The organism is Halopseudomonas maritima (genome assembly GCF_021545785.1).
Classification (GTDB): domain Bacteria; phylum Pseudomonadota; class Gammaproteobacteria; order Pseudomonadales; family Pseudomonadaceae; genus Halopseudomonas; species Halopseudomonas maritima.
This window is the reverse complement of the sequence record NZ_CP079801.1, coordinates 3,126,489-3,149,694: the sequence shown is the minus strand read 5'-3', so window position 1 is coordinate 3,149,694 and position 23,206 is coordinate 3,126,489. Positions and strand designations below refer to the sequence as shown.

The following is a 23,206-nucleotide window of genomic DNA, read 5'->3' as shown; positions in this document are numbered from 1 at the left end:
CCGCTCAGGGCCTGTCCAACCCCCGTTGGCAGGCCCTTTTATTTGCTGCGCGACCGCATGCGTCCGCTCAGCCCTTCCAGCATTATTGGTGTCATGGCCATGCCAGAGTCCCTCTATTACTTTATCCAGCAGCTGATCAACGGCCTGACCGTGGGCAGTACCTACGCCCTGATCGCCATCGGTTACACCATGGTGTACGGCATCATCGGCATGATCAATTTCGCCCATGGCGAGATCTACATGATCGGCAGCTACATCGCTTTTATCGTCATTGCCGCACTGGCGATGTTCGGCATCGAATCGGTGCCCCTGATGATCGTTGCGGCCTTTGCCATCAGCATGATGGTGACCAGCGCCTACGGTTACAGCATTGAGCGTGTTGCCTATCGCCCGCTGCGCGGCGGCAACCGCCTGATCCCGCTGATCTCCGCCATCGGCATGTCGATCTTCCTGCAGAACCTGGTGCGGATCGCCCAGGGCTCGCGTGACATCGCCATGCCCACCATGATTTCCGGTGGCATCGACATCGGTCCGCAGGAGGGCTTTCACGCCACCCTGTCCTACATGCAGATGATCATTTTTGTGGTCACCCTGATCACCATGTTCGGCCTGACAATGTTCATCTCCCGCTCACGCATGGGCCGCGCCTGCCGCGCCTGCGCCGAAGACCTGAAGATGACCAACCTGCTGGGCATCAACACCAACGGCATCATCGCCCTGACCTTTGTCATCGGCGCCGCTCTGGCCGCCATCGCGGGCGTGCTGCTGGGCATGTACTACGGCGTGATTAACCCGTACATCGGCTTTATGGCTGGACTAAAGGCCTTCACCGCTGCCGTGCTCGGCGGCATTGGCAGCATCCCCGGCGCGGTACTCGGCGGCCTGCTGCTAGGCGTGACCGAGGCCATCACCGCCGGCTATTTCAGTACCGAATACAAAGACGTGGTGGCCTTCGCTCTGTTGATCCTGATCCTGCTGTTCCGCCCCAGCGGCATCCTCGGCCGTCCGGAGGTGGAGAAAGTATGATGCGCGCCAATCTCAAGCCGGCGATCATCTCTGCGGTGGTCGTCGCTATCCTCGCCGGTCTGCTGCTGGGCATTCGCCTGAACCAGCAGGGCACCACGCTGACACTGGTTGGCGCCGGCCCGGATGTCTACTGGAAGATCGGCGCAGCCGCTGCCTTTCTGTTTTTCTTCAACCTGTTCCGCGATCAGCTCAGCGTGCTCTGGAAAGGTCTGCCGGGCCTGCCCAAGGCACCGCAAAAGCTGGTTGAGGTAAGCCACAAGCCAGCGCTGCGTCGCCTGTTCTGGTGTTTTATGATCGCCGCGGCGATCCTCTGGCCGTTCCTGTCCAATCGTGGCGGCACAGACCTGGGCACCCTGGTACTCATCTACGTGATGCTGGGTCTGGGTTTGAACATTGTGGTTGGCCTGGCCGGCCTGCTGGATCTGGGCTACGTCGGTTTCTACGCCGTCGGCGCCTACGGTTATGCACTGATGGCCATGTACTTTGATGTTGGCTTCTGGACCGGCCTGCTGGTTGCCGGCCTGCTGGCAGCGCTGTTCGGCTTTCTGCTGGGCTTTCCAGTACTGCGCCTGCGTGGCGACTATCTGGCCATCGTCACCCTCGGCTTTGGCGAGATCATCCGCATCCTGCTCAACAACATGACCTGGCTGACCAATGGCCCCAACGGCATCGGCGGCATCCCCAAGCCGACCCTGTTCGGGCTGGAATTCAGCCGCCGCGCCAGCGAAGGCATGCAGAGCTTTCACGACTTTGTCGGCATCAGCTACAGCTCAGAACACCGCATCATCTTCCTGTATCTGCTAGCCCTGCTGCTGGTACTGATCACCCTGTTTGTGATCAACCGCCTGCTGCGCATGCCGATCGGTCGCGCCTGGGAAGCCTTGCGCGAAGATGAGATCGCCTGCCGTGCGCTGGGCATCAACCCCACCGCGGTAAAACTCAGCGCCTTCACCATTGGCGCCACCTTTGCCGGCTTTGCTGGCTGCTTCTTCGCCGCACGCCAGGGCTTTATCAGCCCGGAATCCTTCACCTTTATCGAATCGGCGATCATTCTCGCCATTGTGGTACTGGGCGGCATGGGCTCGCAGGTCGGGGTAATCCTCGCCGCGATCATCATGACCATCCTGCCGGAAATGGCCCGCGAGTTTGATGAGTACCGCATGCTGCTGTTCGGCCTGATGATGGTGCTGATGATGATCTGGCGACCGCAGGGTCTGCTGCCGATGAGCCGCCCGCACCTGGAGTTACGTACATGAGCCGCCCCCTTCTGGATGTATCGGGCCTGACCATGCGCTTTGGCGGCCTGCTGGCCGTGGACGGCGTACACCTGAGTGTCGAGCCCGGGCAAATCGTTTCCATGATCGGCCCCAACGGCGCCGGCAAGACCACGGTATTCAACTGCCTGACCGGCTTCTACAAGCCGAGCGGCGGCAAGATTGTCTTTGACGGCCGCGAAATTCAGGGTATGCCCGGCTTCAAGGTGGCCCGGCGCGGCATGATCCGCACCTTCCAACACGTTCGCCTGTTCAAGGAAATGACCGTGGTGGAAAACCTGCTGGTTGCCCAGCACCAGCACATGAATACCAATCTGCTGGCCGGCCTGTTCAAGACTCCAGGCTACCGGCGCAGCGAACAGGAAGCACTGGAGCGCGCCGCCTACTGGCTGGACCGCGTTGACCTGCACGCCTTTGCCAACCGCCCCGCCAACACCCTGGCCTACGGTCAGCAGCGCAGGCTGGAGATTGCCCGCTGCATGGTGACCCAACCCAAGCTGCTGATGCTGGATGAGCCGGCTGCCGGCCTCAACCCGCGGGAAACCGATGACCTCAAGGAGCTGATCAGCGAATTGCGCGACCAGCACCAGATCACCGTGCTGTTGATCGAACACGATATGAAGCTGGTCATGAGCATTTCTGACCGCATCGTGGTGATCAACCAGGGCCGCCCGCTGGCCGCCGGCACACCGGATGAGATCAAGCAGAACCCGGACGTCATCAAAGCCTATCTGGGTGAAACCTGAGGATTGCCTGTCATGCTGTACATGAAGAACGTATCAACCCACTACGGCAAGATTCAGGCCCTGCACGAGGTGAACCTGGAGGTCCAGCGCGGCGAAATTGTCACCCTGATCGGCGCCAACGGCGCCGGCAAGACCACGCTGCTGATGACCCTGTGCGGTGACCCACGGGCCACCACCGGCAGCATCCGCTATGAAGGCGAAGAGCTGACCGGGCTGACCACCGCCCAGATCATGCGCAAGGATATCGCCATCGTGCCTGAAGGCCGACGCGTGTTCTCGCGCCTGACAGTGGAAGAGAACCTCAGCATGGGCGGTTTTTTCAGCGACAAGGAAACCCGGCAGGTGCAGATGGATACCGTGCTGACACTGTTTCCGCGCCTGAAGGAGCGGTTTGCCCAGCGGGCCGGCACCATGTCTGGCGGTGAGCAACAGATGCTCGCCATCGGCCGCGCGCTGATGAGCAAGCCGCGTTTGCTGCTGCTTGACGAGCCGTCACTGGGGCTGGCACCCATCATCATTCAGCAGATTTTCGACATCATCGAGCAGTTGCGCCAGCAAGGCGTTACCGTGTTCCTGGTCGAGCAAAACGCCAACCAGGCACTCAAGCTGGCTGATCGTGGCTATGTGATGGAGCACGGTCATATTGTGCTGGAAGACAGCGGCGACGCCCTGCTGGCCAACCCCGAGGTGCGCAAGGCCTACCTCGGCGGCTGACCCGTCGGCTGGCGGCCGCGATAGGCGCAGCCGCTGCGCTGCTCACCATCCACCACCAGGGTGGCGCGCATATGAAAATAGTCGCCACTGACCGGCTCCTGACAGGCCTGCGGGTAAAGCCACAGCTGCACCCGCTGAGCCGGCAACGAGGCCGCATTCAGCGAACCGTCAGGCAGGTATTCCACCATCACCGAATCCGCTGGCAAGCGATGGTCCGGCTCGCTGCGGGTCAGCCCCTGGTTATCCAGGGTTGCCTGCCAGCCAGGCCGATAGCCCAGCGCAACCCACTGGGCAGCCGCTGCCGACTGGTCGGCACACCCGCGCCCGTGGGACTGCATGCGCAGGACCTCTCCCGGCAACAGCGCCTCCCCCTGACGGGCCATCATCTCGATAAAAATCGCCGTTTGGCCGGTTTGCGCCGTTTGCTGCCAAAGCGCATCCAACGCCTCGGTTGACTGCACCGCCAGCACCTGCTGACTGCCGCATTCGCGCAGCACAAACGCCTGCCCGGAGCGTTCCAACAAGCCGCTGAAGCGCTGCTCCTGATTCGTCGTAAATCCCTGAAACAGGCTACAACCACCCAACAACAATGGAACCGCGAGCAGCGCCCCGCGCCAACGAATAGCTTTCAATCTGTGAACTCCTTTAAATACGGCACAAATCATGACATACGGCAGGTCACAAACGCACAAGCCAATGCTACTCTGTGCCGCAGTGAAGCGCTTGCGGTTAGCGCCTGATGCCGTTTTGTTTTTCTCTGCTTACAAGCGCAGCCTGAAGGGCCGGAGCCATTTTCCGGCAGACATCGGTAACAGACCCTAGCCAGGCGGCATTTTGTTCCCGTTGCATGTATGGATAATCAATAATGAAACTGATTTCTGCCTTGTCCCTGCTAGGCTGTCTGTTCGTCACCGGTTGCGCAAGCACGAAACCAGCCCCGGCTGCTCCGCCCACTCCCGAGGCCACTCCCTGGGCTCAGCTGCATATGGCCGAACTGACTGCTATCGCTCTGGAAGAGCAGTATGAAATCGAAAACAACGGTGAAGAGATCCGCCTGACCATTCCGGTCAACGGCAACTTCCACCCCAAACGCACCCTGCTGCTGCCCTCCGGTCTGGTTCCGCTATCGCGCGTAGCCAAGGTGCTGCGCGGTGCCACTGACAGTAATATCGAAGTCACCGGTCATAGCGACAGCCATGGCGATGACAGCCTCAACCAGCAACTCAGCATGGAGCGCGCTCAGGCCGTCGCCAGCGTATTGCAACTGGGTGGCGTCAGCCGTCACAACATGCAACTTCGCAGCGAAGGTGAAAGTGCACCCCGTGCCGATAACGGCACCCCAGAAGGCCGTGAGCGGAACCGCCGCGTGGTCATCAACATTACCCCGCGCAACCCTGCTTCCAACATCGCCCTGGCGCCCTAGCACTCCAATGCCGACCGGCTGCCTTCGGCGGCCGGCAGGTCTCTGCTAAAATACTGCACGTTGCCGTCGATACGACGGCATTGTTCGTTATACAGAGACCCTTTTCATGCAAGCACCCACTCAACCTCGAGCAGTTGCGCTGTTGCCTCTGCTGCTGTTTCTGCTGATCTTCCTTGGCAGCGGCATTTACTACAGCCTGGCTGGCACCGAGTTCGCCTTCTATCAAATCAAGGCGCCGGTCGCGATTCTGCCGGCTATCATCCTTGGCCTGCTGCTGGCCAAACCAAGCTATCGTGACAACCTGCAAACCTTTGTTGCCGGCATCGGTGACCGCAACATCATCACCATGGCGCTGGTGTTTCTGCTGGCCGGTGCCTTCTCCAGCGTCACCAAGGCCATTGGCGGCGTTGATGCCACCGTCAACATGGGGTTGAGTATCCTGCCGCCCAGCCTGATCCTGCCCGGACTCTTCGTTATTGCTGTGTTTATCTCTACCGCCATGGGTACCTCCATGGGCACCATCGGCGCGCTGGTACCGATTGCCATGGGCTTTGCCGAGGTGACCGGCCTCTCGCTACCGCTGGCAATGGGAGCGGTGATCGGTGGAGCGATGGCAGGCGACAACCTGTCGATCATCTCCGATACCACCATTGCCGCCACCCGCACCCAGGGCGTGGGCATGCGCGACAAGTTCCGCCTCAACCTGGCTATCGCCCTGCCGGCCATGCTGCTGACGCTAGTACTGCTGTTTGTACTGGGCGACACCAGCGCAGAACCGGTGGCCGCAGACTTCAACCCCTGGTTGGTGCTGCCTTATCTGGCGGTCCTGGTACTGGCGTTGTGCGGCCTGGATGTAATGATCGTACTGATGACCGGCATCATCCTGTCCGGCGTGACCGGCATGCTGATCCAACCGGAGTACGCACTGGCCACCTACGGCAACGATATCTACCAGGGCTTTGCCGGCATGCTGGAAATCATGGTGCTGTCGATGCTGATTGGCGGCCTGTCGGCCATCATGAAGCAGGAAGGCGGGCTGGACTGGCTGCGTGAACGTATTCAGGCGCTGACCGCACGCAACGCTGGGCGGCGCAGTGGCGAGACCGGTATCGCCGGCTTGGTGGCCGCGACCAACCTGTTTGTAGCTAACAACACCGTCGCTATCATCATCAGTGGCAGTGTCGCCAAGGACCTGGCGCAGCATTATGAGGTCGACCCAAGACGCAGTGCCAGCCTGCTGGATATCTTCTCCTGCGTCGTGCAGGGCCTGATACCCTACGGCGCGCAAATCCTGCTGGCTGGCTCGCTGGCCGCGCTGTCACCGCTGGCCCTGATCACTCAGGTGCACTACTGCTGGCTGCTGGGTTTGATGGCTGTACTGGCCATTGTGTTTGGCTTTCCGCGGATCAAGGCGCAGCCAGCTACGGCCTGAGCGCGCCCGGGCACAGCCTGCTGTGCCCTTACTGATCCCAGGGTTCGCCGCGGGTGCGTGCTTCGCGGCGCAACTTTTCGTGCATCGCGGCCTTGGCCAGCATGTTGGCGCTGACCGGGGCGGTGATAAACAGGAAGAAGGTGATCAGCAGCTCATGCAGGCTCGGCGCCCCACCCTGCACACTGAAATACACCATCGACCCCACCACCAGCGAGCCAACGCCCAGCGTGGTCGCCTTGGTCGGCCCATGCAAACGCATGAAAAAGTCCGGCAACTTGCACAAGCCGATTGCTCCCACCAGCGCAAACAGGCTACCGGTCAGCAGCAGCGCCGCAACCAGCCATTCCACCCAGCTCGCTTCGCCCATGCGGTATCTCCTATTCGATGATGTTGCCGCGCAGCAAGTGCTTGGCGATGGCAACCGTGCTGACAAAGCCCATTACGGCAATCAGCAGCGCGGCTTCGAAAAACAGGTTGGAGTCCAGATATAACCCCAGCAACATGATCAGCGCGATGGCATTGATATAGAGCGTATCCAGCGCAAGGATACGGTCCGGCAGATCCGGTCCGCGCACCAGCCGCACAAAGGTCAGCAGCATCGCCAGACTGATGATGCCCAGACAGATCAGCACTACGGTGTCGAGCATTCGAATATCTCCCGAATCGGTTCTTCGTAGCGTCGGCGGATTTGCTCGATCAGCGCGGCTTCATCGCCCACATCCAGGCCGTGAATCAGCAGCCACTTGCGGTCTGCACTGATATCGGCAGACACAGTGCCGGGCGTCAGGGAGATGGTGCTAGCCAGCACACTGATGGAGAAATCACGCTCCAGCGACAGCGGGTAATTGACGAAGGCCGGACGCAAAGCGCGGCGCGACCCCAGGATTAACCGCGCTACTTGCAGATTAGCCAGCACGATGTCGGTAACCACTCGCGCCACAAACAGCAGCAGCGGCAGCACGCGTAGCCGGTAAGGCGAAGCTGGCCAGAACACGTGGGTCAACCAGGGAATCAGACAGCCCAGCACCGCCCCCATCAACACATTGCCGAACGATACCGAGTTCATCAGCAACAACCAGCCGATCAGCAGCGACAAGCTCAACCAGGGGTGAGGAAACCAGCGATCAGGTCGTTTCATGGCGCCTCTCCCGTGACCGGTACCACAGACATCACAGCATCAATGTAGTCTTGCGGCTGCAACAGCTGGGCGGCCGTGAGGCTCAGATACGCCAGGGTGGGCGCCGCAAAGACCACCAGCGCCGGGCTGCACAGCAACAGCAGCAAGGCGGCGGTCAAGCGCATGCCATCCAGCGGCTCGCCGGTGAGCGCAACATCGGCGCGCCGCCAAAACAAGGTGCTGCCAGCGCGGCTAAGCGCGATCAACGTCAGCAGACCACCGCCGAGCACCACTGGATACAGCCAGGCGGCATTCATGCCGCTACCGGCGGCTCTGAGCAGCGTCAGCTTGCCAATAAAGCCCGACAGCGGTGGCATGCCTGCAATCGACATCGCCGCCAGGAAAAACAGCCCGCCCAGCAGCATCGGGTGCGGCAGCGCCGGGCCGGCCACCAGTCGCGCCGCAAAGCGCGGTCCGCGCACGCGCTGAATTATCCCGGTAAGCAAAAACAGCGCGCCACTGATCCAGGTTGAATGCATCAGATAGAACAGACTGGCGCTCAGGGCTTGCTCGGTACCCAGCGCCACCCCAGCCAGCAACGTGCCCACCGAGACCACCACCAGATAGGCGCTAAGTGCGTTCAAGGTGCTGGCCGCCAGGGCACCTATCGCGCCTAGCGCAAGGGTGATCAACGCCAGGGGCCAGAGCCAGGCGGCAGCCATATCGGCCAGCATGCCGGCGTCTTGCCCGAAGATCAGCGTGTAAACCCGCAAGATCGAATACAAGCCGACCTTGGTCATGATCGCGAACAGCGCGGCCACTGGCGCGCTGGCCGCAGCGTAGGCACGCGGCAACCAGAAATACAGCGGGAAGAAAGCGGTCTTCAAACCAAAAACCACCAGCAGCAGCATGCCCGCAGCGCCCACCAAGGGCGCATCGTCGGCCCCCAGCTCACGCACTCGCAACGCCATGTCCGCCATATTCAAGGTGCCGGTCACACCGTACAAGGTGCCCACCGCAATCAGGAACAGCGCCGAGCCGGTCAGGTTGAGCAGCAGGTAATGCAGGCCGGAGCGCACCCGCGCCGAGCCCGCGCCGTGCAGCAGCAAGGCATAGGAGGCAATCAGCAGAATCTCGAAGAAGACAAACAGGTTGAACAGGTCGCCGGTCAGGAAGGCGCCGTTAATCCCCATCAACTGGAACTGGAACAACGGGTGGAAATTGCGGCCGGCAGCGTCGTCACCGCGAATGGCATACAACAACGCGCCGCTGGCAAGTACCGAGGTAATCAGCAGCAGCAAGGCACTGAGCCGATCAACCACCAGCACGATGCCGAACGGCGGCATCCAGTTGCCCAAGGCATAGACCTGGGTGCCCTGGCTCGCCTCTACCAGCAGCAGGCTGGCCAGCAGCACCTGCACCAGGGTTGCCAGCAGCGCCAGCGCGCGTTTCATATCCAGGCTACCACGCAGCACCAGCAGCAGTGCGCCGATAAACATGGGCACCAGCACTGGCATAATTGGCAGGTGACTCATTAATGGTCTCCCTTGCCGTCAACGTGGTCGCTATCCAGTTCGCCCTGGGCGCGCAGCGCCAGCACCAGCGCATAGGCGGTCATGGCAAAGCCGATAACGATAGCCGTCAATACCAGTGCCTGGGGTAGCGGGTCGGCATACACCTCAGCCTTACCCAGCACCGCCGGTGCTGCATCGCCAATTCGGCCGGTGGCAAACAGGAACAGGTTGACCGCATAACTCAACAGTGCCAGCCCGACGACGACCGGAAAGGTTCGCGCGCGCAGCATCAGATACACCCCGCAACTGGTCAGCACCGCCAGTGCCACCGCATACAGCAGCTCCATCAGAACTCTCCTTCACTTCCGCGCGTCTGGGGCAGTTTGCCCAGATTGGCCAGAATCAACAGCGTGGCACCCACCACCGTGAGATAAACACCCAGGTCAAACAGCATGGCGGTTGCCAGCTCAATGTCACCCACCAGCGGGATATAGAAGTGACCGAACGCGCTGGTCAGGAAGGGATAACCAAGGGCCCAGCTACCCAAGCCGGTAGCCCCTGCAATCAGCACCCCGGCACCTGCCAGCCAGTGGTAGTTCACCGGCCACCGCTCAGAAGTCCAGGCCTCACCGCTGGCAACATACTGCAGAATCAACGCCACCGAGGTAATCAAACCGGCAATAAAGCCACCACCGGGCAAGTTGTGGCCACGCAGGAAGATATAGAAGGAAATCACCAGAGCCAGCGGCAGCAAAACGTGCGACAGGTTCACCAGCATCAGCAGATCACCACGCTTTGCCCAGGGCTTGCCGAGGCTGTCAGCCCCTGGTACGCGCAAACGCAGGCCGTCGATCAAGGCATAGATGGCGATGGCGGCAATGGCCAACACCGTCACCTCGCCAAGGGTATCAAAACCACGGAAGTCGACCAGAATCACGTTGACCACGTTATGCCCCCCACCGCCGCTAACCGCGTTGGCGAGGAAGAAGTCAGAGATGCTGTCGTAGGGGCGCGTCAAAATACCAAAGGCCAGGGCGCCCACCAGCAGGCCGCATGCGCCGGCAATCAGCAGGTCACGCCCCCGTCGCAGTGCCGAGGACTCGCGCGGTGTGCGGGCCGGCAGGAAGAACAACGCCAGCATCAGCAGCACGATGGTTACCACCTCTACCGAAATTTGCGTCAACGCCAGATCCGGCGCCGCAAACCGGGCAAAACTCAGGGATACCACCAGGCCAACGACGCTCAGCATGGTCAGCGACACCAGACGCAGCCGGTGCCAATAGACGGTTGCCAAGGCGCCCAGCATCATGATCAGGGCCGCAGCCAGAGTCACGCCATCGACCGGGGTCAGGGCAACCGTGCCCTGCAGCGATGGCAGCCGCCACAGCCAGTAGCCGCTGACCACCAGCGCGCTGAGCAGCAGGCAAGTGAGATAGCGCTGCAGCGACGCATTTTCAAGCAGCAGGGTCAAGCGCGCAGCGGCTCGGACCAGCGCCTGCACGGCCCGCTCAAACACCAGCTTGGCATCAATGTCACGCTGGCGTGCATACCAGGCAAACAGCGGACGGCGGGCAGAATACACCGCGATGCCGACCAGCATGGCGACGACGCTCATCAGCAGCGGCAGGTTGAAACCATGCCAGATGGCCAAACTGTAATAGGGCAGATCTCCACCAACGGTTGCCGAAGCCGCCGAGGCAAGCAACCCTGCTACCGTAAAGCCGGGGGCCAGGCCAACCGCCAGACACATGGCCACCAACACTTCTACCGGTACTTTCATATAGCGTGGCGGTTCATGAGGCGGGTATTTGGGCAGGTTGACCGGCTTACCGTTGAAAAATACATCGTGGATAAAGCGCAGCGAGTACGCCACCGAGAACACCCCGCCCAGCGTTGCGCCTAGCGGAATCAGCCAGCTGAAACTGCCGAGCATGTGCTGCTCCAGCGTCTCGGTGAAGAACATCTCCTTGCTGAGAAAGCCGTTGAGCAACGGCACGCCTGCCATCGCTGAGGCCGCCACCATCGCCAGCGTCGCAGTATGCGGCATAAAACGCAGCAAGCCGTTGATGCGCCGCATGTCGCGGGTACCCGTCTCATGGTCGATGATGCCGGCAGCCATGAACAGCGAAGCCTTGAAGGTCGCATGGTTAATGATATGGAACACCGCTGCTACCGCCGCCAGCTGGGTATCCAGGCCAAACAGCAGGGTAATCAGGCCCAGGTGACTGATCGTTGAGTAGGCCAGCAACCCCTTGAGGTCATGCTGAAACAGCGCAGTACAGGCCCCCACCAGCAGCGTCGCCATGCCCGCACTGCTGACCAGATAGAACCACAGATCCGTTTCTGCCAGTGCCGGATACAGCCGTGCCAACAAGAACACGCCGGCTTTGACCATGGTCGCCGAGTGCAGATAGGCCGAGACCGGGGTTGGCGCCGCCATCGCATGGGGCAGCCAGAAATGGAAGGGAAACTGCGCCGACTTGGTGAAAACGCCCAGCAGCACCAGCACCAGAATCACCGGATAGAGCGCGTGCTGACGAATCTGCTCGCCAGCGGCAAACACATCGGTCAGCTCGTAACTGCCGACCACCTGCCCCAGCAACAGAACGCCGGCCAGCAGCGCCAGACCACCAGCGCCCGTCACGGCCAGCGCCATGCGTGCGCCCTTGCGTGCGTCGGTAGAGTGCGACCAGTAGCCGATCAGCAGGAAGGACGACAGACTGGTCATCTCCCAGAACACCATCATCAGCAGCAGGTTTTCGGACAACACCACGCCCAGCATGGCGGACATGAACAGCAGCAGATAGCAGAAAAAACGACCCATGGGGTCGCGTTTGGAGAGATAGTAACGGGCGTACAGAATGACCAGCAGGCCAATGCCCTGAATCATCAGTGCAAAGAGAAAGCTCAGACCGTCGAGACGAAAGCTGATGTTCAGCCCCAAGTCCGTCAACCAGGGCCAGGACTGGATAACCGCCTGTCCGGCGAACACTGCACCGGCATCTTGCCATAGCAGCACCAGCCCGATCACCGGCGCGACCATGGTCATCGCAGCACACAGCGAACGCCCCTGATTGTTGAACAGCAGCGGCAGCAAGCTGCCGAGTAGCGGAAGAATGACGATCAGCGCCAAGGTCATGCGGGACTTACTCCGTTAATGGCCAATGCGGCTATCACAGGCAAGCCCACTCCCAAAACAATGGCCCGCGCGTAAATAGCGCAGGCCATTATAGAGGCAAGGCCCTGTCCCCGATCAACGCAAGCCGCTGAATCCGTTACAAAATGCGTAGTCTACCGGGCCTGCAGGACAGCGCGGGCCATGCGCGCTGCCGCTTGGCAAGGCTACTTCACCACCCGGGACTGACCATTGACCGTCATGATACGAACACGCTCGCCCGGCGCAAAGCTCACCCCCTCCACCGCTTCCTGCACGTAGGCGCGGGTGTAGCCGCCGTCTTCGTTGACAGTAATTTCCACGCCCTGCGTGCGCGTGATGCCTTCCTCGGCCGCGGCGCCAGCCATACCACCGGCCAGAGCACCTACGATAGCCGCGACGGTGCTACCGCGCCCGCCACCGACGGTGCTACCAGCCACGCCGCCAATCGCGGCACCGGCAGCCGGACCGATGATGGTTTTGGTGCCTTCGATCTGCACCAGGCGCACCGACTCAACGGTGCCCATGCGGACCGTCTGTGGCGTGCGTGCATCCTCACGACTATAAACATCGCCAGTCAGCGACGACGCACAACCACCCAGCGCCAGCAGCGCACCCAACACCACGATTGCAACAGACTGCTTTTTCATCTCACCCACCTCGCTGAAGTCGACCTGCAGCGCCGCGAAAAAGGCACCACGGCCGGAAACCGATACCGCTACTTTGCTTTGACAACCATTGATCGGAAAATGATCAATTCGGGTCGAAATCAATCGCGCCCTGGCATAACATCGGCCGCGCTTATGAACCGGCGCTCTGAAACACCCAGCGCCACGTCATTCCCTATTTGCGTTTCGTCGTAACCTGTAAAACTACAAAAACCAGTTGGTTGCCCGAATCCGAGACACCGGAGGTACTGCCGTGTTCCCACTACAGGCAGCCTGGCTGTATTACCTGGAAAACCCGGCGCTGGTGCTCAACGCCCTCGCCCTGTTCTTTGCGGTCAATGGCAGCTGGTTGTGGATTGCCACCCAACTGCGCAGCAGTCTGGGTCGTCAGCGCTTGGCCACTCTGCCGCCCAGTGAAAGCGACCTTGGCCAAAACCGCGATCAGCGCGTCAACCGCCTGTTTTACAGTGTAGGCGGCCTCTGCCTTGGGTTAGCCACATTACTGACGCTGACCAGTACCCAGTTCTGACCTTCAGTCCTGTCCCAGCACCCGCAGGTGGCTGCGCACCGGGTTGGCATACTGCAGTAGCCAGAACGGCCGCAGCGCCTCGGGAAGCGCGTCCAGCCGTGCGGTGAAGCGCTGTTGCTCCTGCGCCAGTTCCAGCGCAGAGAAACCGTCTCGCCAACCAGCCAGCGCCGGCGGCAAGGTCTCTTGTTGCTCAAAGGCCAGGTAGTTGGCCGCATACAGGCGATAGTTACCAAGCACCTGCCGATCGACCTCGGCCACTACCGCTCGCGCATCGGCCATGCCCGCCGGTAACGGCGTACCGAAGGCCACGTGCACCCTCCCCTTGTAACCGGTCAGCCCCATGGCGATGGAGCGATCGTCCTCTCCGGCCTCCTTGGCATAGGCGCCGGTGCGAGCACGCTGTTCAAGCTCGCGAGCCTTCATGCCGTCGCACGGGTCCCATTCGTAGGAAATGGACACTGGCACCATATTCAGCGAGGCAATCACCTCGTCGAACGGCTCACTCTTGCGGCTCATGCAGAACATTTTGATGATTGCCGAGTCGGTCTCATCCAGCCCGTCCTTGGCACGCCCTTCGGCTTGGGCAATCCAGATGGACTCACCTTCGGCGATAGAGTGGCTGATATAGGCAGACAGGTTCTGGTAGGCCTGCAGCTTCTCGCGCCGCCCGGTCAACGAGCGATGCACGATAAAGCTCTTGTTCAGACGCATCAGGTCGCTGACAAACGGACGTTGCAGCAGGTTGTCGCCAATGGCGATACGCGGCGTCGGGTGGCCGGCGTGGTAAAGCGCGTAGTTGACGAACGCCGGGTCCATCACGATATCGCGGTGATTGGCAATAAACAGGTGCGACTGCGTCGGACTGAGCTGGTCCAGACCGCTGTAAGTGACGTCCAGCGTGCTGTTTTCGATCAGACGATCAAGATAGGGTTCAAGCCGCTGCTGCAGATCATCCACCGTTGCCACACCACGCGCCTCGCGACGCAATGCCACCTGCACCAGGCGTCGACTGAGCCCCGGCAGCAGGCGATTGAAGCGTGGCAGGCGATAAGCCGCCAGCATGCGCATCAGTTCCTGGTCGGCCAGCAGCCGTTGCAGCACGGCCGGCACTTCGGCATCGTTGTAGGGGCGTATACCCTCGAACTCGCTCATGTCACCCTCTGAGTCTTGTCGTCAGCCGCGCATTATGCGTCGGTGACTGCGGTTTCGCCAGATTGACGATGCAGCTACACTTTGTGTCACACCCCGAATGTATGGAGTATTCACAGTGCAGGCGCTGGAAGAAGCCAACCTCGCTTGCCCCCACTGCGGCGAGCCCATCACCCTGTTGCTGGACCTGACCGGCGGCGCGCAATCCTATGTCGAAGACTGTCAGGTCTGCTGTCAGCCGATATTGGTCAATCTGTGGATCGACGAACACAGCGACGAAGTGCACATCGACCTGCGCCGGGAACAGGACTAAGCATGCAGCGCGTTTACAGCCCGGCCGATCTTGCCGAAGCCAACCTGCTATCGGGCATGCTGGCAGCCCATCACATTCGCAGCCACATCAGCGGCGGTTACCTGCAAGGGGCGATCGGCGACCTGCCGGTACACGACCTGCTTGGGCTCTGGGTCGAGGATGACGACCTGCTGCGCAGCCAGCAACTGATTCACGACTACCTTAGCGCCAGCCCGCTGAATGATGAAGATGAGTGGCAAGGCGCCGGGGAGCCACAAGCATGAGCGGGCGTCTGGCCCAGTTCAGCCCGCCCCATAGCCAACTGCCCGCCGACTGGAAACCCAACTGGAATCTGGCACCGGGCAAGCCAGCGCTGATCCTGCGCAAACAGGCCGGGCAGATGGAGTGCGTGCAGGCGCTGTGGAATTTGACTCCGGGTTGGCTCACCGACCTCAGCCGCGCGAGCTTTTCTGCGCGCGCCGAATACCTGCATGAGAAACCGATGTTCCGCCAGGCATTCGCCCAACGGCGCTGTCTGATCCCAGTCGACGGCTACTTTCTCTGGCTGCGGCAGGGCGCCCGCAAGCAGCCCTGGTATCTACGTCGAAAGGAAGGCGGTCTGGCGCTGGCGGGCCTGTGGGAGAGATACCAACTCGATGATGGGCAGTTCTGGGACAGCTGCGCGCTGATCACCGTACCCGCCAAGGGGCTGGCCAGCCGCTTGGGTGACCGCATGCCCGCCGCACTGAACAGCGGCGAGCAGGCGATCTGGCTGGCCGAGCGCACCGCCGTCAGCGCCTTGCAACCTTTGCTGCTGAACGCCGAGGGGCGCATCGAGATGATCTACCCGGTCAACCCCGCCGTAAGCAACCCGACCACCGCCGGGCCGCATTGCTGCAACCCGAGCGGCCCTGCTCAAACTTTGAACTGATTAATCAGGCGACGCTGATGCTCAGCCAGCTTGGTCAGTGAGCCACTGGCCTGCGAGGCTTCATCAGCTCCCTTGGCCACCGCCTTGGCCACGGTATCAATGGTGGTGACGTTGCGATTGATATCCTCGGCCACCGCGCTCTGCTGCTCGGCTGCACTGGCAATCTGATTGTTCATATCATTGATTACCGACACTGCCTGCGTGATAGACGTCAGCGCCGCGTCAGCCTCCTCGGCCTGCAGCACGCTTTGCTCGGTGCGGTTACGGCTTTGCTCCATGACCTTGACGGTGTCACGGGTGCCATTTTGCAACTGCTCGATCATGGCCTGAATCTCGGCCGTCGAGTTTTGCGTTTTCTGCGCCAGGTTGCGGACCTCATCGGCCACCACCGCAAAACCACGGCCCTGCTCGCCGGCCCGCGCCGCCTCGATGGCCGCATTCAGCGCCAGCAGATTGGTTTGTTCGGCGATGCCGCGGATGGTGTCGAGGATGCCGGTGATGTTCTCGCTGTCACGGGCCAGCGCTTGCACGCTGTCTACCGCACGCTGGATATCCTGCGACAGGCTCTGAATGGCCTCAGAGGTTGCCTTGACCACCTCACGACCATGGCTGGCCGAGCCATCGGCGTTGTGAGCGGCACTGGCGGCCTGCGAGGCGTTACGCGCCACATCCTGCGCAGTCGCCGTCATCTCGGTCACAGCGGTAGCGACCAGGTCAATCTCGCTGAGCTGACGCTGCACACCATCGTTGGTACGCATGGCGATATCGGCCGTGTGCTCAGAGGCATCGGTCACCTGCTGCACCGAGCCCACCACCTCACGAATCATGCCCTGCAACTTGTCGAGAAACGCATTGAAGCCGCGAGCGATGGCGCCCAGCTCATCCTCGCGGTCAACCTCCAGACGCTTGGTCAGATCACCGTCTCCCTTGGCGATGTCGTCCAGCATGGCGACCAGCGCCCGCGCCGGGCGCGCCAGGCCATACCCTACCAGCACCATAACCACCACGCCGGCTACCGCGACCAGCAGCCCGATCAGGGCCAACCACAGGGTGTTGGCCTGGCGCTGGTCATTCAGCTCGGACTCCATCTGGTTAAAGCCCGCCATGGCGACATCGAGTGGCAGGCTGATCAACAATGCCCAGCGCGTTTCAGTTTCCCCGAGCGACACCGGCATGCTCAGCTCAATGCGCCCGGCCGCCTCGTCAAGCAGGTACGTCGGCTCATCACTCAGACCGTTCAAACGCTCCAGCTGCGCCGCACTCAGCACCCGATCGGCAGGGTCGCCGGGTTGCGCGTCATCTCCGGTGTAAGCGACCAGACGACCAGCAGCGCTGACCAGCACCTGCTGTCCTGCACCATCGTAGAGATCCTGGTTGTTGCGCTGCAGCAGCTGCTGCAGAAAATCCATCGACAAGTCCGCGCCCGCGACCCCCATAAACTCACCGTCTGCGATGATGGGCACGGTGAATGACGACAGCAATACGGTGCGTCCGCCCACTTCATAGGGGGCGGGCTCAATCACACAGGCCTTCAGCGTCTCGCGCGGGCACAGGTAGTACTCGCCGGCACGCACACCGTTTTCCAGCAGGTCATTACTCTCCATGTTGCCGAGCGGTTCGATCGCCAGGCTGCCGTCATCATTGCGATACCAGATCGGCATGTAGCGCCCAGTACCATCGTAGCCGTCGCTTTCAATACCAACGAAAAAGCTGTCCAGGTTGTCCAGCGAGTTGGGCTCCCAGCCCACGTAGGCATCCCACAGCGAGGTGTTCTGCTCCAGCGTCATGCGGATGACCCGGGTCATTTCTTCACGCCCCATCATCAGCGCCGGCATACCATCGCCCTGAATTTGCCCGAGCAGACTGTTGAGCTGGGCCAACTGGGCCGCCACGGTCAACGGGTACTCCAGCCGCTGCTGGATACGCGCCTGCTGGCCACGAGCAATCGCCATCAGGCGATCCTCAATCAGGTTTTCGGCCAGTCCATGGCTGCGCTCGTGCACCAACGCCTGGTTGCGCTCGGCAGAATAGAGCGAATACAGGGTCATCACCCCAACCGCAATAAACAGGCAGGCGCCGGCCAGAACGGCGATCGACAGCTGAATGGACCTGAATTTCATGAAATACCTCTATTCTGGACAGCAGGGCGTGAAAAGATACCGCTTCAAGGGGGGTATCGGCCAGCGAGGAAAAATCTGCAGTGTTGTGAATACTTTAGCTATTTACTGCGGTCCAACCTCCAGAGCCGTCACTGACCGGCTGCAATACCGTGGCCGGCGTCGGTGAAGCTGTACAGGCGGTAGGTGACAGCATTCAGGATGCCGCCGACCAACGCCGGGCAGCACTGAGCCGCGCTGCGTAAAACGTGACCATGACAACACAGGTAGTTTTTCAACAGTCCGCCCGGGTCTGTTACCCTTTTGACGTCACCGGCGCCACACCCGCTGTAGTAACGCAGCGCAGCCGTCCGGTCCCTGTTTCTCCAGACACCAAGGAAGTATCTGCCATGCGACTGCGTTTCCTTCTCTGCCTACCACTTGTTGCGCTGGTTGGCTGCCAGAGCGTTCAGACCACCCAGGGTGGTAACGTTGGGGTTAGTCGAACCCAGTACATGATGAGTGGCCTGTCATCTGATGAGGTCAACCAGATGGCGGCCGAGTCTTATCAGGAGACCTTGGCCGAAGCCAAAAAACAGGGGCTACTCAATACCAACGCCACCACCGTACGCCGGCTCAACAGCATTGCGGCCAAGCTGATCAACGAGGTGCCACACTTCAGGCCGGACGCCAGCAACTGGGATTGGGAAGTAAACCTGATCAAGAACGACCAGCTCAACGCTAGCTGTGCCCCTGGCGGCAAGATCCTTTTCTACTCCGGCATCATCGACCAGCTGGAGCTAACCGATGCCGAAATTGCCCAGATCATGGGCCACGAGATCGCCCATGCTCTGCGTGAGCACGGCCGCGAGGCCATTTCCCGCGCCTACGCAACGCAAATGGGCACGCAACTGGCAAGCGCCCTGCTGGGCTTGGGTGAAGGCGGCAACCAGGCGGCTCAGATGGCCGTGCAGTACGGTCTGACCTTGCCCAACAGCCGTTCAAACGAAAGCGAGGCCGACCTGATCGGTCTGGAACTGGCAGCCCGCGCCGGCTACGACCCGAAAGCCGCCGTCAGCCTCTGGCAGAAGATGCAGGCGGCCTCTCAGGGCGAACCGCCAGCGTTCATGAGCACCCACCCCTCCTCTGCCGGCCGAATTCAGGCACTGCAGGCGGCGGCTCCTCAGGTACAGGCGCTGTACGAAGCAGCCAGATAATCGCCTACCGAGCGGCGAGCCCGCCTTGGGCCCGCCAGTCGGAAGCACGCAAATTCACTGGTCAATTGCCGCAATATCGGTAGAATTGCGCGCCGTTCATACCGAACGACATGGGTTCCCTCACCCCATTTGACAAAACGGCGGACCAACCGGTCCGAATCGTAAAAAGGACAGACCATGACCGCACTTACGTCCGGCATGCAGCGCCGCGCGCTTGCACTGCTGATCAGTTTTCACATCGCTATCATCATCGCCAGCAACTATCTGGTGCAGTTGCCGATCACCCTGTTCGGCTACCACACCACATGGGGCGCCTTCAGCTTTCCGTTCATTTTCCTGGCTACCGACCTGACCGTTCGCCTGCTCGGCAAACAGGCCGCTCGCCGCGTCATCGCGCGCGTCATGCTGCCGGCGCTGGTGGCTTCCTACGTCGTGTCGGTGGTATTTCAGGAAGGCAGCTACCGGGGCATCGACGCACTGCTGTCGTTCAACGAGTTTGTGCTGCGCATCTCGCTGGCCAGCTTCGTAGCCTATGTACTGGGCCAACTGCTGGATATCCAGGTGTTTGATCGTCTGCGCCGCATCAAAGCCTGGTGGATTGCGCCGAGCCTGTCGACCGTGCTCGGCAACCTGGCCGACACCTTCGCGTTTTTCTCAGTGGCCTTCTGGCACAGCAGCAACCCCTTCATGGCCGAGCATTGGGTTGAGATTGCCACCGTGGATTACGTCATCAAGCTGATCATCAGCCTGTTGCTGTTCCTGCCGCTGTACGGTGTGCTGCTGCGCAGCCTGCTCAACCGCCTCGGCGGCCCGGCGGCCCCCAGCGCGGCCTGAACCAGACCTGCCAGAGACTCAGGGCAGCCAGCCGACGACGCCCAACAGCAGACCTGCTGCGCCACACAGCAGCAGGGTCTGCAGGGCCGTCCAGCCGCGCCAGAACACCAAGGTCGCCGCCACCACGGCAATGCCCAAAGCCAACCAGTCAGGGCCCACGCCCTGGGGCATGAAAACGTGCCAGGCAAAGAACAACGCCAGATTCAGAATCACCCCCACCACGGCTGCACTGACCGCTGTTAAAGGCGCGCTAAAGCCCAGCTCACCGCGGGTTGCCTCAATCAACGGCGCACCGCCCAGCACAAACACAAAGGACGGCAGAAAGGTAAACCAGCACACCAGTAGTGCCGCCAGCGCGCCGCCGGCCAGCAGTTGATCTGGCCCCAGTACCTGTCCCAGATAGCCACCGACAAAGGCCACAAAGGCTACGACCATAATCAACGGCCCCGGCGTACTCTCGCCCAACGCCAGGCCATCGATCATCTGCAGTGGAGAAAGCCAGCCGAACTGCACCACCGCGCCCTGGTACACGTAGGGCAGCACCGCGTAGGCACCACCAAAGGTCAGCAGCGCCGCCTTGGTGAAGAACCAGGCCATCTGAGTCAGGGTGCCGTCCCAACCTACGCTTGCCGTCAAAACCAACATTGGCAGACACCAGAGCAGCGCCCCCACCAACAGCAATCGCAGCAACCGCATACGGCTAAAGCGCGCGTGTTCAGGGGTCGGAGTGTGGTCATCAATCAGCGCCGGCGCAGCAGATGCGGATACCGAGTCACCGCCACCGGCGCTAAAAGCTGCGGGCCGCCAACGCGCGCCCAGCGCTCCGGCCAGTGCAGCGCCCAGCACGATCAGAGGAAATGGTAGCCGCAACGCGAATATGGCCACAAAGGCCGCAGCGGCAATCAACCAGAGCCAGCGGTTACGCAGCACCCGGCCGCCAATGCGCCAGGCGGCCTGGAACACAATCACCACGACCGCCGGCTTGATCGCATAGAACAGACCAGCCACCCAGGGCACCTGACCGAACACCAGATAGACCCACGCCAGCAATATCAACAAACCCAACGAAGGCAGAATAAACAGCAGCCCTGCCACCACGCCGCCCCAGGTGCGGTGCAACAGCCAACCCAGGTAAGTCGCCAGTTGCTGCGCCTCCGGGCCGGGCAGCAGCATGCAATAGTTCAGCGCATGCAAAAACCGCCGCTCCGACAGCCAACGCCGCCGGCTCACCAGCTCCTCGTGCATCAAGGCAATCTGCCCAGCCGGGCCGCCAAAACTGATAAAACCGAGCTTGAGCCAGAACGCAAACGCCGAGCGCAGGCTGGCCGGGGCTGGATTCTCGTGGGTCATGAAGTCACTATCCGAGCGTAGATGCCAGTCAGTATGCTGTCACAAGATTGCAAAATGACTGCACTAGCCCGCAGACTCGCTCGCCACCTCGCGCAAGGCCTGCACAAGATAGTCCGGCTCCTGCGCACCCGAGATCAGATAGCGGCCATTAATCACAAAAGCCGGCACCGACGAGATACCGGCTTGCTGCCACTTTGCCTCATCGGCGCGCACGATATCGGCAAAGCGGTCACTGTCCAGCACCTGCTCAGCCTCCGCCGTATCCAACCCGGCCGCGCCCACCGCCTCCAGCAAGACGTCTTTATCGCTGACGTTCTTGGCTTCACCAAAGTAGGCATCGAACAGCGCCTGCTTCATCGCCGTCTGCCGGCCGTGCTCGGCCGCCCACTTGACCAGCCGGTGGCCATCAAAAGTGTTGGCGGTGCTGCGTTCCTGCATGTGGGTAAAGTTCAGCCCCAGGTCGGTGGCGATACGGATCATGTTGTCCTGCGCCGCCCGCATCTCGGCTTCCGTGCGGCCGTATTTGCGCGACAGCGCCTCGACGATCGGCATGGGTCGCTGATTCGGGTCCGGGTTGAGCTCAAAGGCATGCCACTCAACGCGCCCTTCAATCTCACCCTCTAGCGCGGTCAGTGCCTGTTCCAGGCGGGCATAGCCGATGGCGCACCAAGGGCAGGCGATGTCGGAAATGATATCAATGGTCAGGCTTGGCATGGGCTTGCTCGCATCTGTAAGAAGTCAGCCGTCAGCGTATACCCTTGCCAGGCAACTTTCACCGCGCATCAGCCGCTGCTATAACAACGAATAACTCCACCCTCAGAATTCGCCATGCTGCAATTACGCCCCAACTGTGAGTGCTGCGACACGGACCTGCCGGCCGATGCCGGCAACGCCATGATCTGCAGCTTTGAATGCACCTTCTGCCGCGACTGCGCCCAGCAACGCTTCGCCGGCCGCTGCCCCAACTGCGGCGGAGATCTTGTCACCCGCCCTATTCGACCCACGTCACTGCTGCAGCGCTATCCTGCCAGTAGCGAGCGCGTACGCAAGGTGCATGACCGCTGATGAGCCTTGCAGCCTGGCTGTCACTGTTTCTGGCCCTGGTTGCCCTCGCGATGCTACCCAGCAGCAGCGTTGCCTTGGTGGTGATTCGCAGCGCCGAGCGGGGTATCAGCCACGGCCTGGCTGCCGCAGCGGGAATTACCCTCGCAGACCTGCTGCTAGCCGCACTGGCACTGGCCGGCTGGCAGGCAGCAATGGAGAGCCTTGGCTCCCTGTTCCAGCTGCTGCGCTGGCTGGCGGCGGCCTATCTGATCTGGTTTGGCTGGACGCTCTGGCACAGGCAGCCGACAACCCGCCCAATACCTAACGCTGCAGGCAACTGGGGTGCCAGCCTGCTGGCCGGGCTAATGTTGACCCTGAGCGATATCAAAGCGCTGGTGTTTTATGCCAGCTTCTTTCCATTATTTGTCACCGCCCCACTGTCGCCGCTGCTATGTCTGCAGGTACTGGGCACCACTGCTGTCGCGCTGTTGCTGGTCAAGGGGCTGTACGCCGTGCTCGGTAGCCGCCTTTCCCGGCCGCTGGGTCGGCCCGGTGCGCGTAAACTGGGCGGCGGTTTGATGATCGGATGCGGTTTGTGGCTCGCCAGTCGCTGAAGGCCCCACGCCCACCCTAGACATAAGTCGTAGCACGCTTGCTGGCGCACTGAACTATAGTAGTAAGCGCTTTGCCTGAGAC

At 61.3% G+C, this 23,206-nt stretch carries 27 protein-coding genes; 14 read left to right on the top strand and 13 right to left on the bottom strand.

Going from position 1 to position 23,206, the window contains the following annotated elements; genetic code table 11:
- Window positions 1-99: 99 nt before the first annotated feature.
- Genes livH through HV822_RS14550 form a run of 4 tightly spaced genes read left to right on the top strand, consistent with a single transcriptional unit; the run spans window position 100 to window position 3,760 of the window.
- Window positions 100-1,026: a high-affinity branched-chain amino acid ABC transporter permease LivH gene (gene livH, locus HV822_RS14565; protein WP_238870875.1), complete on the top strand. Its 927-nt coding sequence runs from the start codon at window positions 100-102 to the stop codon at window positions 1,024-1,026.
- On the top strand, window positions 1,026-2,282 hold the full coding sequence (gene livM / locus HV822_RS14560; protein WP_275419433.1) for a high-affinity branched-chain amino acid ABC transporter permease LivM: 1,257 nt from the start codon (window positions 1,026-1,028) through the stop codon (window positions 2,280-2,282). Before livH ends, livM begins: the two co-directional genes overlap by 1 nt.
- A complete protein-coding gene (gene livG / locus HV822_RS14555; RefSeq protein WP_238870873.1) occupies window positions 2,279-3,046 on the top strand; it encodes a high-affinity branched-chain amino acid ABC transporter ATP-binding protein LivG in 768 nt (255 codons plus the stop codon). The genes livM and livG overlap by 4 nt, the downstream gene beginning before the upstream one ends.
- A gap of 12 nt (window positions 3,047-3,058) precedes the next feature.
- Complete coding sequence (locus tag HV822_RS14550) at window positions 3,059-3,760, top strand: ATP-binding cassette domain-containing protein (RefSeq protein WP_238870872.1); 702 nt, start codon at window positions 3,059-3,061, stop codon at window positions 3,758-3,760.
- Here the strand turns inward: HV822_RS14550 and HV822_RS14545 are convergent.
- Window positions 3,745-4,392 carry a hypothetical protein gene (locus tag HV822_RS14545; protein ID WP_238870871.1) on the bottom strand — a complete coding sequence of 216 codons (648 nt, stop codon included), beginning with the start codon at window positions 4,390-4,392 and terminating at the stop codon, window positions 3,745-3,747. The two genes, HV822_RS14550 and HV822_RS14545, sit on opposite strands and share 16 nt — an antisense overlap.
- A gap of 353 nt (window positions 4,393-4,745) precedes the next feature.
- Here HV822_RS14545 and HV822_RS14540 point away from each other — a divergent pair, with 353 nt between their 5' ends.
- Window positions 4,746-5,183, top strand: a complete 438-nt coding sequence (locus HV822_RS14540) for an OmpA family protein (protein ID WP_238870870.1) — start codon at window positions 4,746-4,748, stop codon at window positions 5,181-5,183.
- A gap of 106 nt (window positions 5,184-5,289) precedes the next feature.
- The gene (locus HV822_RS14535) at window positions 5,290-6,615 is read left to right on the top strand and encodes a Na+/H+ antiporter NhaC family protein (RefSeq protein WP_238870869.1); all 1,326 of its coding nucleotides are present in this window, start codon (window positions 5,290-5,292) and stop codon (window positions 6,613-6,615) included.
- 28 nt (window positions 6,616-6,643) lie between these two features.
- On the opposite strand, the gene HV822_RS14530 is transcribed toward HV822_RS14535, so the two are convergent.
- From HV822_RS14530 to HV822_RS14500, 7 genes are all read right to left on the bottom strand, one after another.
- Window positions 6,644-6,982, bottom strand: coding sequence for a Na+/H+ antiporter subunit G (locus tag HV822_RS14530; RefSeq protein WP_238870868.1), 339 nt, complete (start codon window positions 6,980-6,982; stop codon window positions 6,644-6,646).
- Between the two features lie 10 nt (window positions 6,983-6,992).
- The gene (locus tag HV822_RS14525; RefSeq protein ID WP_238870867.1) at window positions 6,993-7,262 is read right to left on the bottom strand and encodes a K+/H+ antiporter subunit F; all 270 of its coding nucleotides are present in this window, start codon (window positions 7,260-7,262) and stop codon (window positions 6,993-6,995) included.
- A complete protein-coding gene (locus HV822_RS14520) occupies window positions 7,247-7,753 on the bottom strand; it encodes a Na+/H+ antiporter subunit E (RefSeq protein ID WP_238870866.1) in 507 nt (168 codons plus the stop codon). The genes HV822_RS14525 and HV822_RS14520 overlap by 16 nt, the downstream gene beginning before the upstream one ends.
- Window positions 7,750-9,267 carry a monovalent cation/H+ antiporter subunit D gene (locus tag HV822_RS14515; RefSeq protein ID WP_238870865.1) on the bottom strand — a complete coding sequence of 506 codons (1,518 nt, stop codon included), beginning with the start codon at window positions 9,265-9,267 and terminating at the stop codon, window positions 7,750-7,752. Before HV822_RS14515 ends, HV822_RS14520 begins: the two co-directional genes overlap by 4 nt.
- Complete coding sequence (locus HV822_RS14510) at window positions 9,267-9,593, bottom strand: Na+/H+ antiporter subunit C (protein WP_238870864.1); 327 nt, start codon at window positions 9,591-9,593, stop codon at window positions 9,267-9,269. Before HV822_RS14510 ends, HV822_RS14515 begins: the two co-directional genes overlap by 1 nt.
- Window positions 9,593-12,385 (bottom strand): monovalent cation/H+ antiporter subunit A, encoded by a 2,793-nt coding sequence (locus HV822_RS14505; protein ID WP_238870863.1) that lies wholly within the window; start codon window positions 12,383-12,385, stop codon window positions 9,593-9,595. The genes HV822_RS14510 and HV822_RS14505 overlap by 1 nt, the downstream gene beginning before the upstream one ends.
- Window positions 12,386-12,588: 203 nt before the next feature.
- Window positions 12,589-13,050, bottom strand: a complete 462-nt coding sequence (locus tag HV822_RS14500; protein WP_238870862.1) for an outer membrane lipoprotein — start codon at window positions 13,048-13,050, stop codon at window positions 12,589-12,591.
- 271 nt (window positions 13,051-13,321) lie between these two features.
- On the opposite strand from HV822_RS14500, the gene HV822_RS14495 reads away from it, so the two are divergent.
- A complete protein-coding gene (locus HV822_RS14495) occupies window positions 13,322-13,597 on the top strand; it encodes a hypothetical protein (protein WP_238870861.1) in 276 nt (91 codons plus the stop codon).
- Between the two features lie 3 nt (window positions 13,598-13,600).
- Here the strand turns inward: HV822_RS14495 and HV822_RS14490 are convergent, their stop codons facing one another.
- Window positions 13,601-14,749: a 1-acyl-sn-glycerol-3-phosphate acyltransferase gene (locus HV822_RS14490; RefSeq protein ID WP_238870860.1), complete on the bottom strand. Its 1,149-nt coding sequence runs from the start codon at window positions 14,747-14,749 to the stop codon at window positions 13,601-13,603.
- 115 nt (window positions 14,750-14,864) lie between these two features.
- Here HV822_RS14490 and HV822_RS14485 point away from each other — a divergent pair, with 115 nt between their 5' ends.
- The 3 genes from HV822_RS14485 to HV822_RS14475 are packed head-to-tail and all read left to right on the top strand — an operon-like array spanning window position 14,865 to window position 15,969.
- Complete coding sequence (locus HV822_RS14485; protein WP_238870859.1) at window positions 14,865-15,059, top strand: CPXCG motif-containing cysteine-rich protein; 195 nt, start codon at window positions 14,865-14,867, stop codon at window positions 15,057-15,059.
- A 2-nt stretch (window positions 15,060-15,061) separates the two neighbouring features.
- Window positions 15,062-15,322: a putative signal transducing protein gene (locus tag HV822_RS14480; RefSeq protein ID WP_238870858.1), complete on the top strand. Its 261-nt coding sequence runs from the start codon at window positions 15,062-15,064 to the stop codon at window positions 15,320-15,322.
- Window positions 15,319-15,969, top strand: coding sequence for an SOS response-associated peptidase (locus HV822_RS14475; RefSeq protein ID WP_238870857.1), 651 nt, complete (start codon window positions 15,319-15,321; stop codon window positions 15,967-15,969). Before HV822_RS14480 ends, HV822_RS14475 begins: the two co-directional genes overlap by 4 nt.
- On the opposite strand, the gene HV822_RS14470 is transcribed toward HV822_RS14475, so the two are convergent.
- Window positions 15,954-18,089, bottom strand: coding sequence for a methyl-accepting chemotaxis protein (locus HV822_RS14470; RefSeq protein WP_238870856.1), 2,136 nt, complete (start codon window positions 18,087-18,089; stop codon window positions 15,954-15,956). The genes HV822_RS14475 and HV822_RS14470 overlap by 16 nt on opposite strands.
- Before the next feature lie 128 nt (window positions 18,090-18,217).
- Window positions 18,218-18,364 carry a hypothetical protein gene (locus HV822_RS14465; protein ID WP_238870855.1) on the bottom strand — a complete coding sequence of 49 codons (147 nt, stop codon included), beginning with the start codon at window positions 18,362-18,364 and terminating at the stop codon, window positions 18,218-18,220.
- Window positions 18,365-18,475: 111 nt separating this feature from the next.
- Here HV822_RS14465 and HV822_RS14460 point away from each other — a divergent pair, with 111 nt between their 5' ends.
- Both HV822_RS14460 and HV822_RS14455 read left to right on the top strand, forming a co-directional pair.
- On the top strand, window positions 18,476-19,282 hold the full coding sequence (locus HV822_RS14460; RefSeq protein WP_238870854.1) for a M48 family metallopeptidase: 807 nt from the start codon (window positions 18,476-18,478) through the stop codon (window positions 19,280-19,282).
- Between the two features lie 177 nt (window positions 19,283-19,459).
- Entirely contained in the window at window positions 19,460-20,116 is a 657-nt protein-coding gene (locus HV822_RS14455) for a 7-cyano-7-deazaguanine/7-aminomethyl-7-deazaguanine transporter (RefSeq protein ID WP_238870853.1), read from the top strand.
- 18 nt (window positions 20,117-20,134) lie between these two features.
- On the opposite strand, the gene chrA is transcribed toward HV822_RS14455, so the two are convergent.
- On the bottom strand, window positions 20,135-21,466 hold the full coding sequence (chrA, locus tag HV822_RS14450) for a chromate efflux transporter (RefSeq protein WP_238870852.1): 1,332 nt from the start codon (window positions 21,464-21,466) through the stop codon (window positions 20,135-20,137).
- 63 nt (window positions 21,467-21,529) lie between these two features.
- Window positions 21,530-22,180 (bottom strand): DsbA family oxidoreductase, encoded by a 651-nt coding sequence (locus HV822_RS14445; protein ID WP_238870851.1) that lies wholly within the window; start codon window positions 22,178-22,180, stop codon window positions 21,530-21,532.
- A 114-nt stretch (window positions 22,181-22,294) separates the two neighbouring features.
- Here HV822_RS14445 and HV822_RS14440 point away from each other — a divergent pair, with 114 nt between their 5' ends.
- Window positions 22,295-22,531 carry a DUF1272 domain-containing protein gene (locus HV822_RS14440; protein ID WP_238870850.1) on the top strand — a complete coding sequence of 79 codons (237 nt, stop codon included), beginning with the start codon at window positions 22,295-22,297 and terminating at the stop codon, window positions 22,529-22,531.
- Complete coding sequence (locus HV822_RS14435) at window positions 22,531-23,124, top strand: LysE family translocator (RefSeq protein ID WP_238870849.1); 594 nt, start codon at window positions 22,531-22,533, stop codon at window positions 23,122-23,124. The genes HV822_RS14440 and HV822_RS14435 overlap by 1 nt, the downstream gene beginning before the upstream one ends.
- Window positions 23,125-23,206 lie beyond the last annotated feature (82 nt).

Bases quoted from the DNA above. Each gene is read 5' to 3' on its own strand.
- livH (WP_238870875.1), top strand. From the start codon at position 100: ATGCCAGAGTCCCTCTATTACTTTATCCAGCAGCTGATCAACGGCCTG.
- livM (WP_275419433.1), top strand. From the start codon at position 1,026: ATGCGCGCCAATCTCAAGCCGGCGATCATCTCTGCGGTGGTCGTCGCT.
- livG (WP_238870873.1), top strand. From the start codon at position 2,279: ATGAGCCGCCCCCTTCTGGATGTATCGGGCCTGACCATGCGCTTTGGC.
- HV822_RS14550 (WP_238870872.1), top strand. From the start codon at position 3,059: ATGCTGTACATGAAGAACGTATCAACCCACTACGGCAAGATTCAGGCC.
- HV822_RS14540 (WP_238870870.1), top strand. From the start codon at position 4,746: ATGGCCGAACTGACTGCTATCGCTCTGGAAGAGCAGTATGAAATCGAA.
- HV822_RS14535 (WP_238870869.1), top strand. From the start codon at position 5,290: ATGCAAGCACCCACTCAACCTCGAGCAGTTGCGCTGTTGCCTCTGCTG.
- HV822_RS14530 (WP_238870868.1), bottom strand. From the start codon at position 6,982: ATGGGCGAAGCGAGCTGGGTGGAATGGCTGGTTGCGGCGCTGCTGCTG.
- HV822_RS14525 (WP_238870867.1), bottom strand. From the start codon at position 7,262: ATGCTCGACACCGTAGTGCTGATCTGTCTGGGCATCATCAGTCTGGCG.
- HV822_RS14520 (WP_238870866.1), bottom strand. From the start codon at position 7,753: ATGAAACGACCTGATCGCTGGTTTCCTCACCCCTGGTTGAGCTTGTCG.
- HV822_RS14515 (WP_238870865.1), bottom strand. From the start codon at position 9,267: ATGAGTCACCTGCCAATTATGCCAGTGCTGGTGCCCATGTTTATCGGC.
- HV822_RS14510 (WP_238870864.1), bottom strand. From the start codon at position 9,593: ATGGAGCTGCTGTATGCGGTGGCACTGGCGGTGCTGACCAGTTGCGGG.
- HV822_RS14505 (WP_238870863.1), bottom strand. From the start codon at position 12,385: ATGACCTTGGCGCTGATCGTCATTCTTCCGCTACTCGGCAGCTTGCTG.
- HV822_RS14500 (WP_238870862.1), bottom strand. From the start codon at position 13,050: ATGAAAAAGCAGTCTGTTGCAATCGTGGTGTTGGGTGCGCTGCTGGCG.
- HV822_RS14490 (WP_238870860.1), bottom strand. From the start codon at position 14,749: ATGAGCGAGTTCGAGGGTATACGCCCCTACAACGATGCCGAAGTGCCG.
- HV822_RS14480 (WP_238870858.1), top strand. From the start codon at position 15,062: ATGCAGCGCGTTTACAGCCCGGCCGATCTTGCCGAAGCCAACCTGCTA.
- HV822_RS14475 (WP_238870857.1), top strand. From the start codon at position 15,319: ATGAGCGGGCGTCTGGCCCAGTTCAGCCCGCCCCATAGCCAACTGCCC.
- HV822_RS14470 (WP_238870856.1), bottom strand. From the start codon at position 18,089: ATGAAATTCAGGTCCATTCAGCTGTCGATCGCCGTTCTGGCCGGCGCC.
- HV822_RS14460 (WP_238870854.1), top strand. From the start codon at position 18,476: ATGCGACTGCGTTTCCTTCTCTGCCTACCACTTGTTGCGCTGGTTGGC.
- HV822_RS14455 (WP_238870853.1), top strand. From the start codon at position 19,460: ATGACCGCACTTACGTCCGGCATGCAGCGCCGCGCGCTTGCACTGCTG.
- chrA (WP_238870852.1), bottom strand. From the start codon at position 21,466: ATGACCCACGAGAATCCAGCCCCGGCCAGCCTGCGCTCGGCGTTTGCG.
- HV822_RS14445 (WP_238870851.1), bottom strand. From the start codon at position 22,180: ATGCCAAGCCTGACCATTGATATCATTTCCGACATCGCCTGCCCTTGG.
- HV822_RS14440 (WP_238870850.1), top strand. From the start codon at position 22,295: ATGCTGCAATTACGCCCCAACTGTGAGTGCTGCGACACGGACCTGCCG.
- HV822_RS14435 (WP_238870849.1), top strand. From the start codon at position 22,531: ATGAGCCTTGCAGCCTGGCTGTCACTGTTTCTGGCCCTGGTTGCCCTC.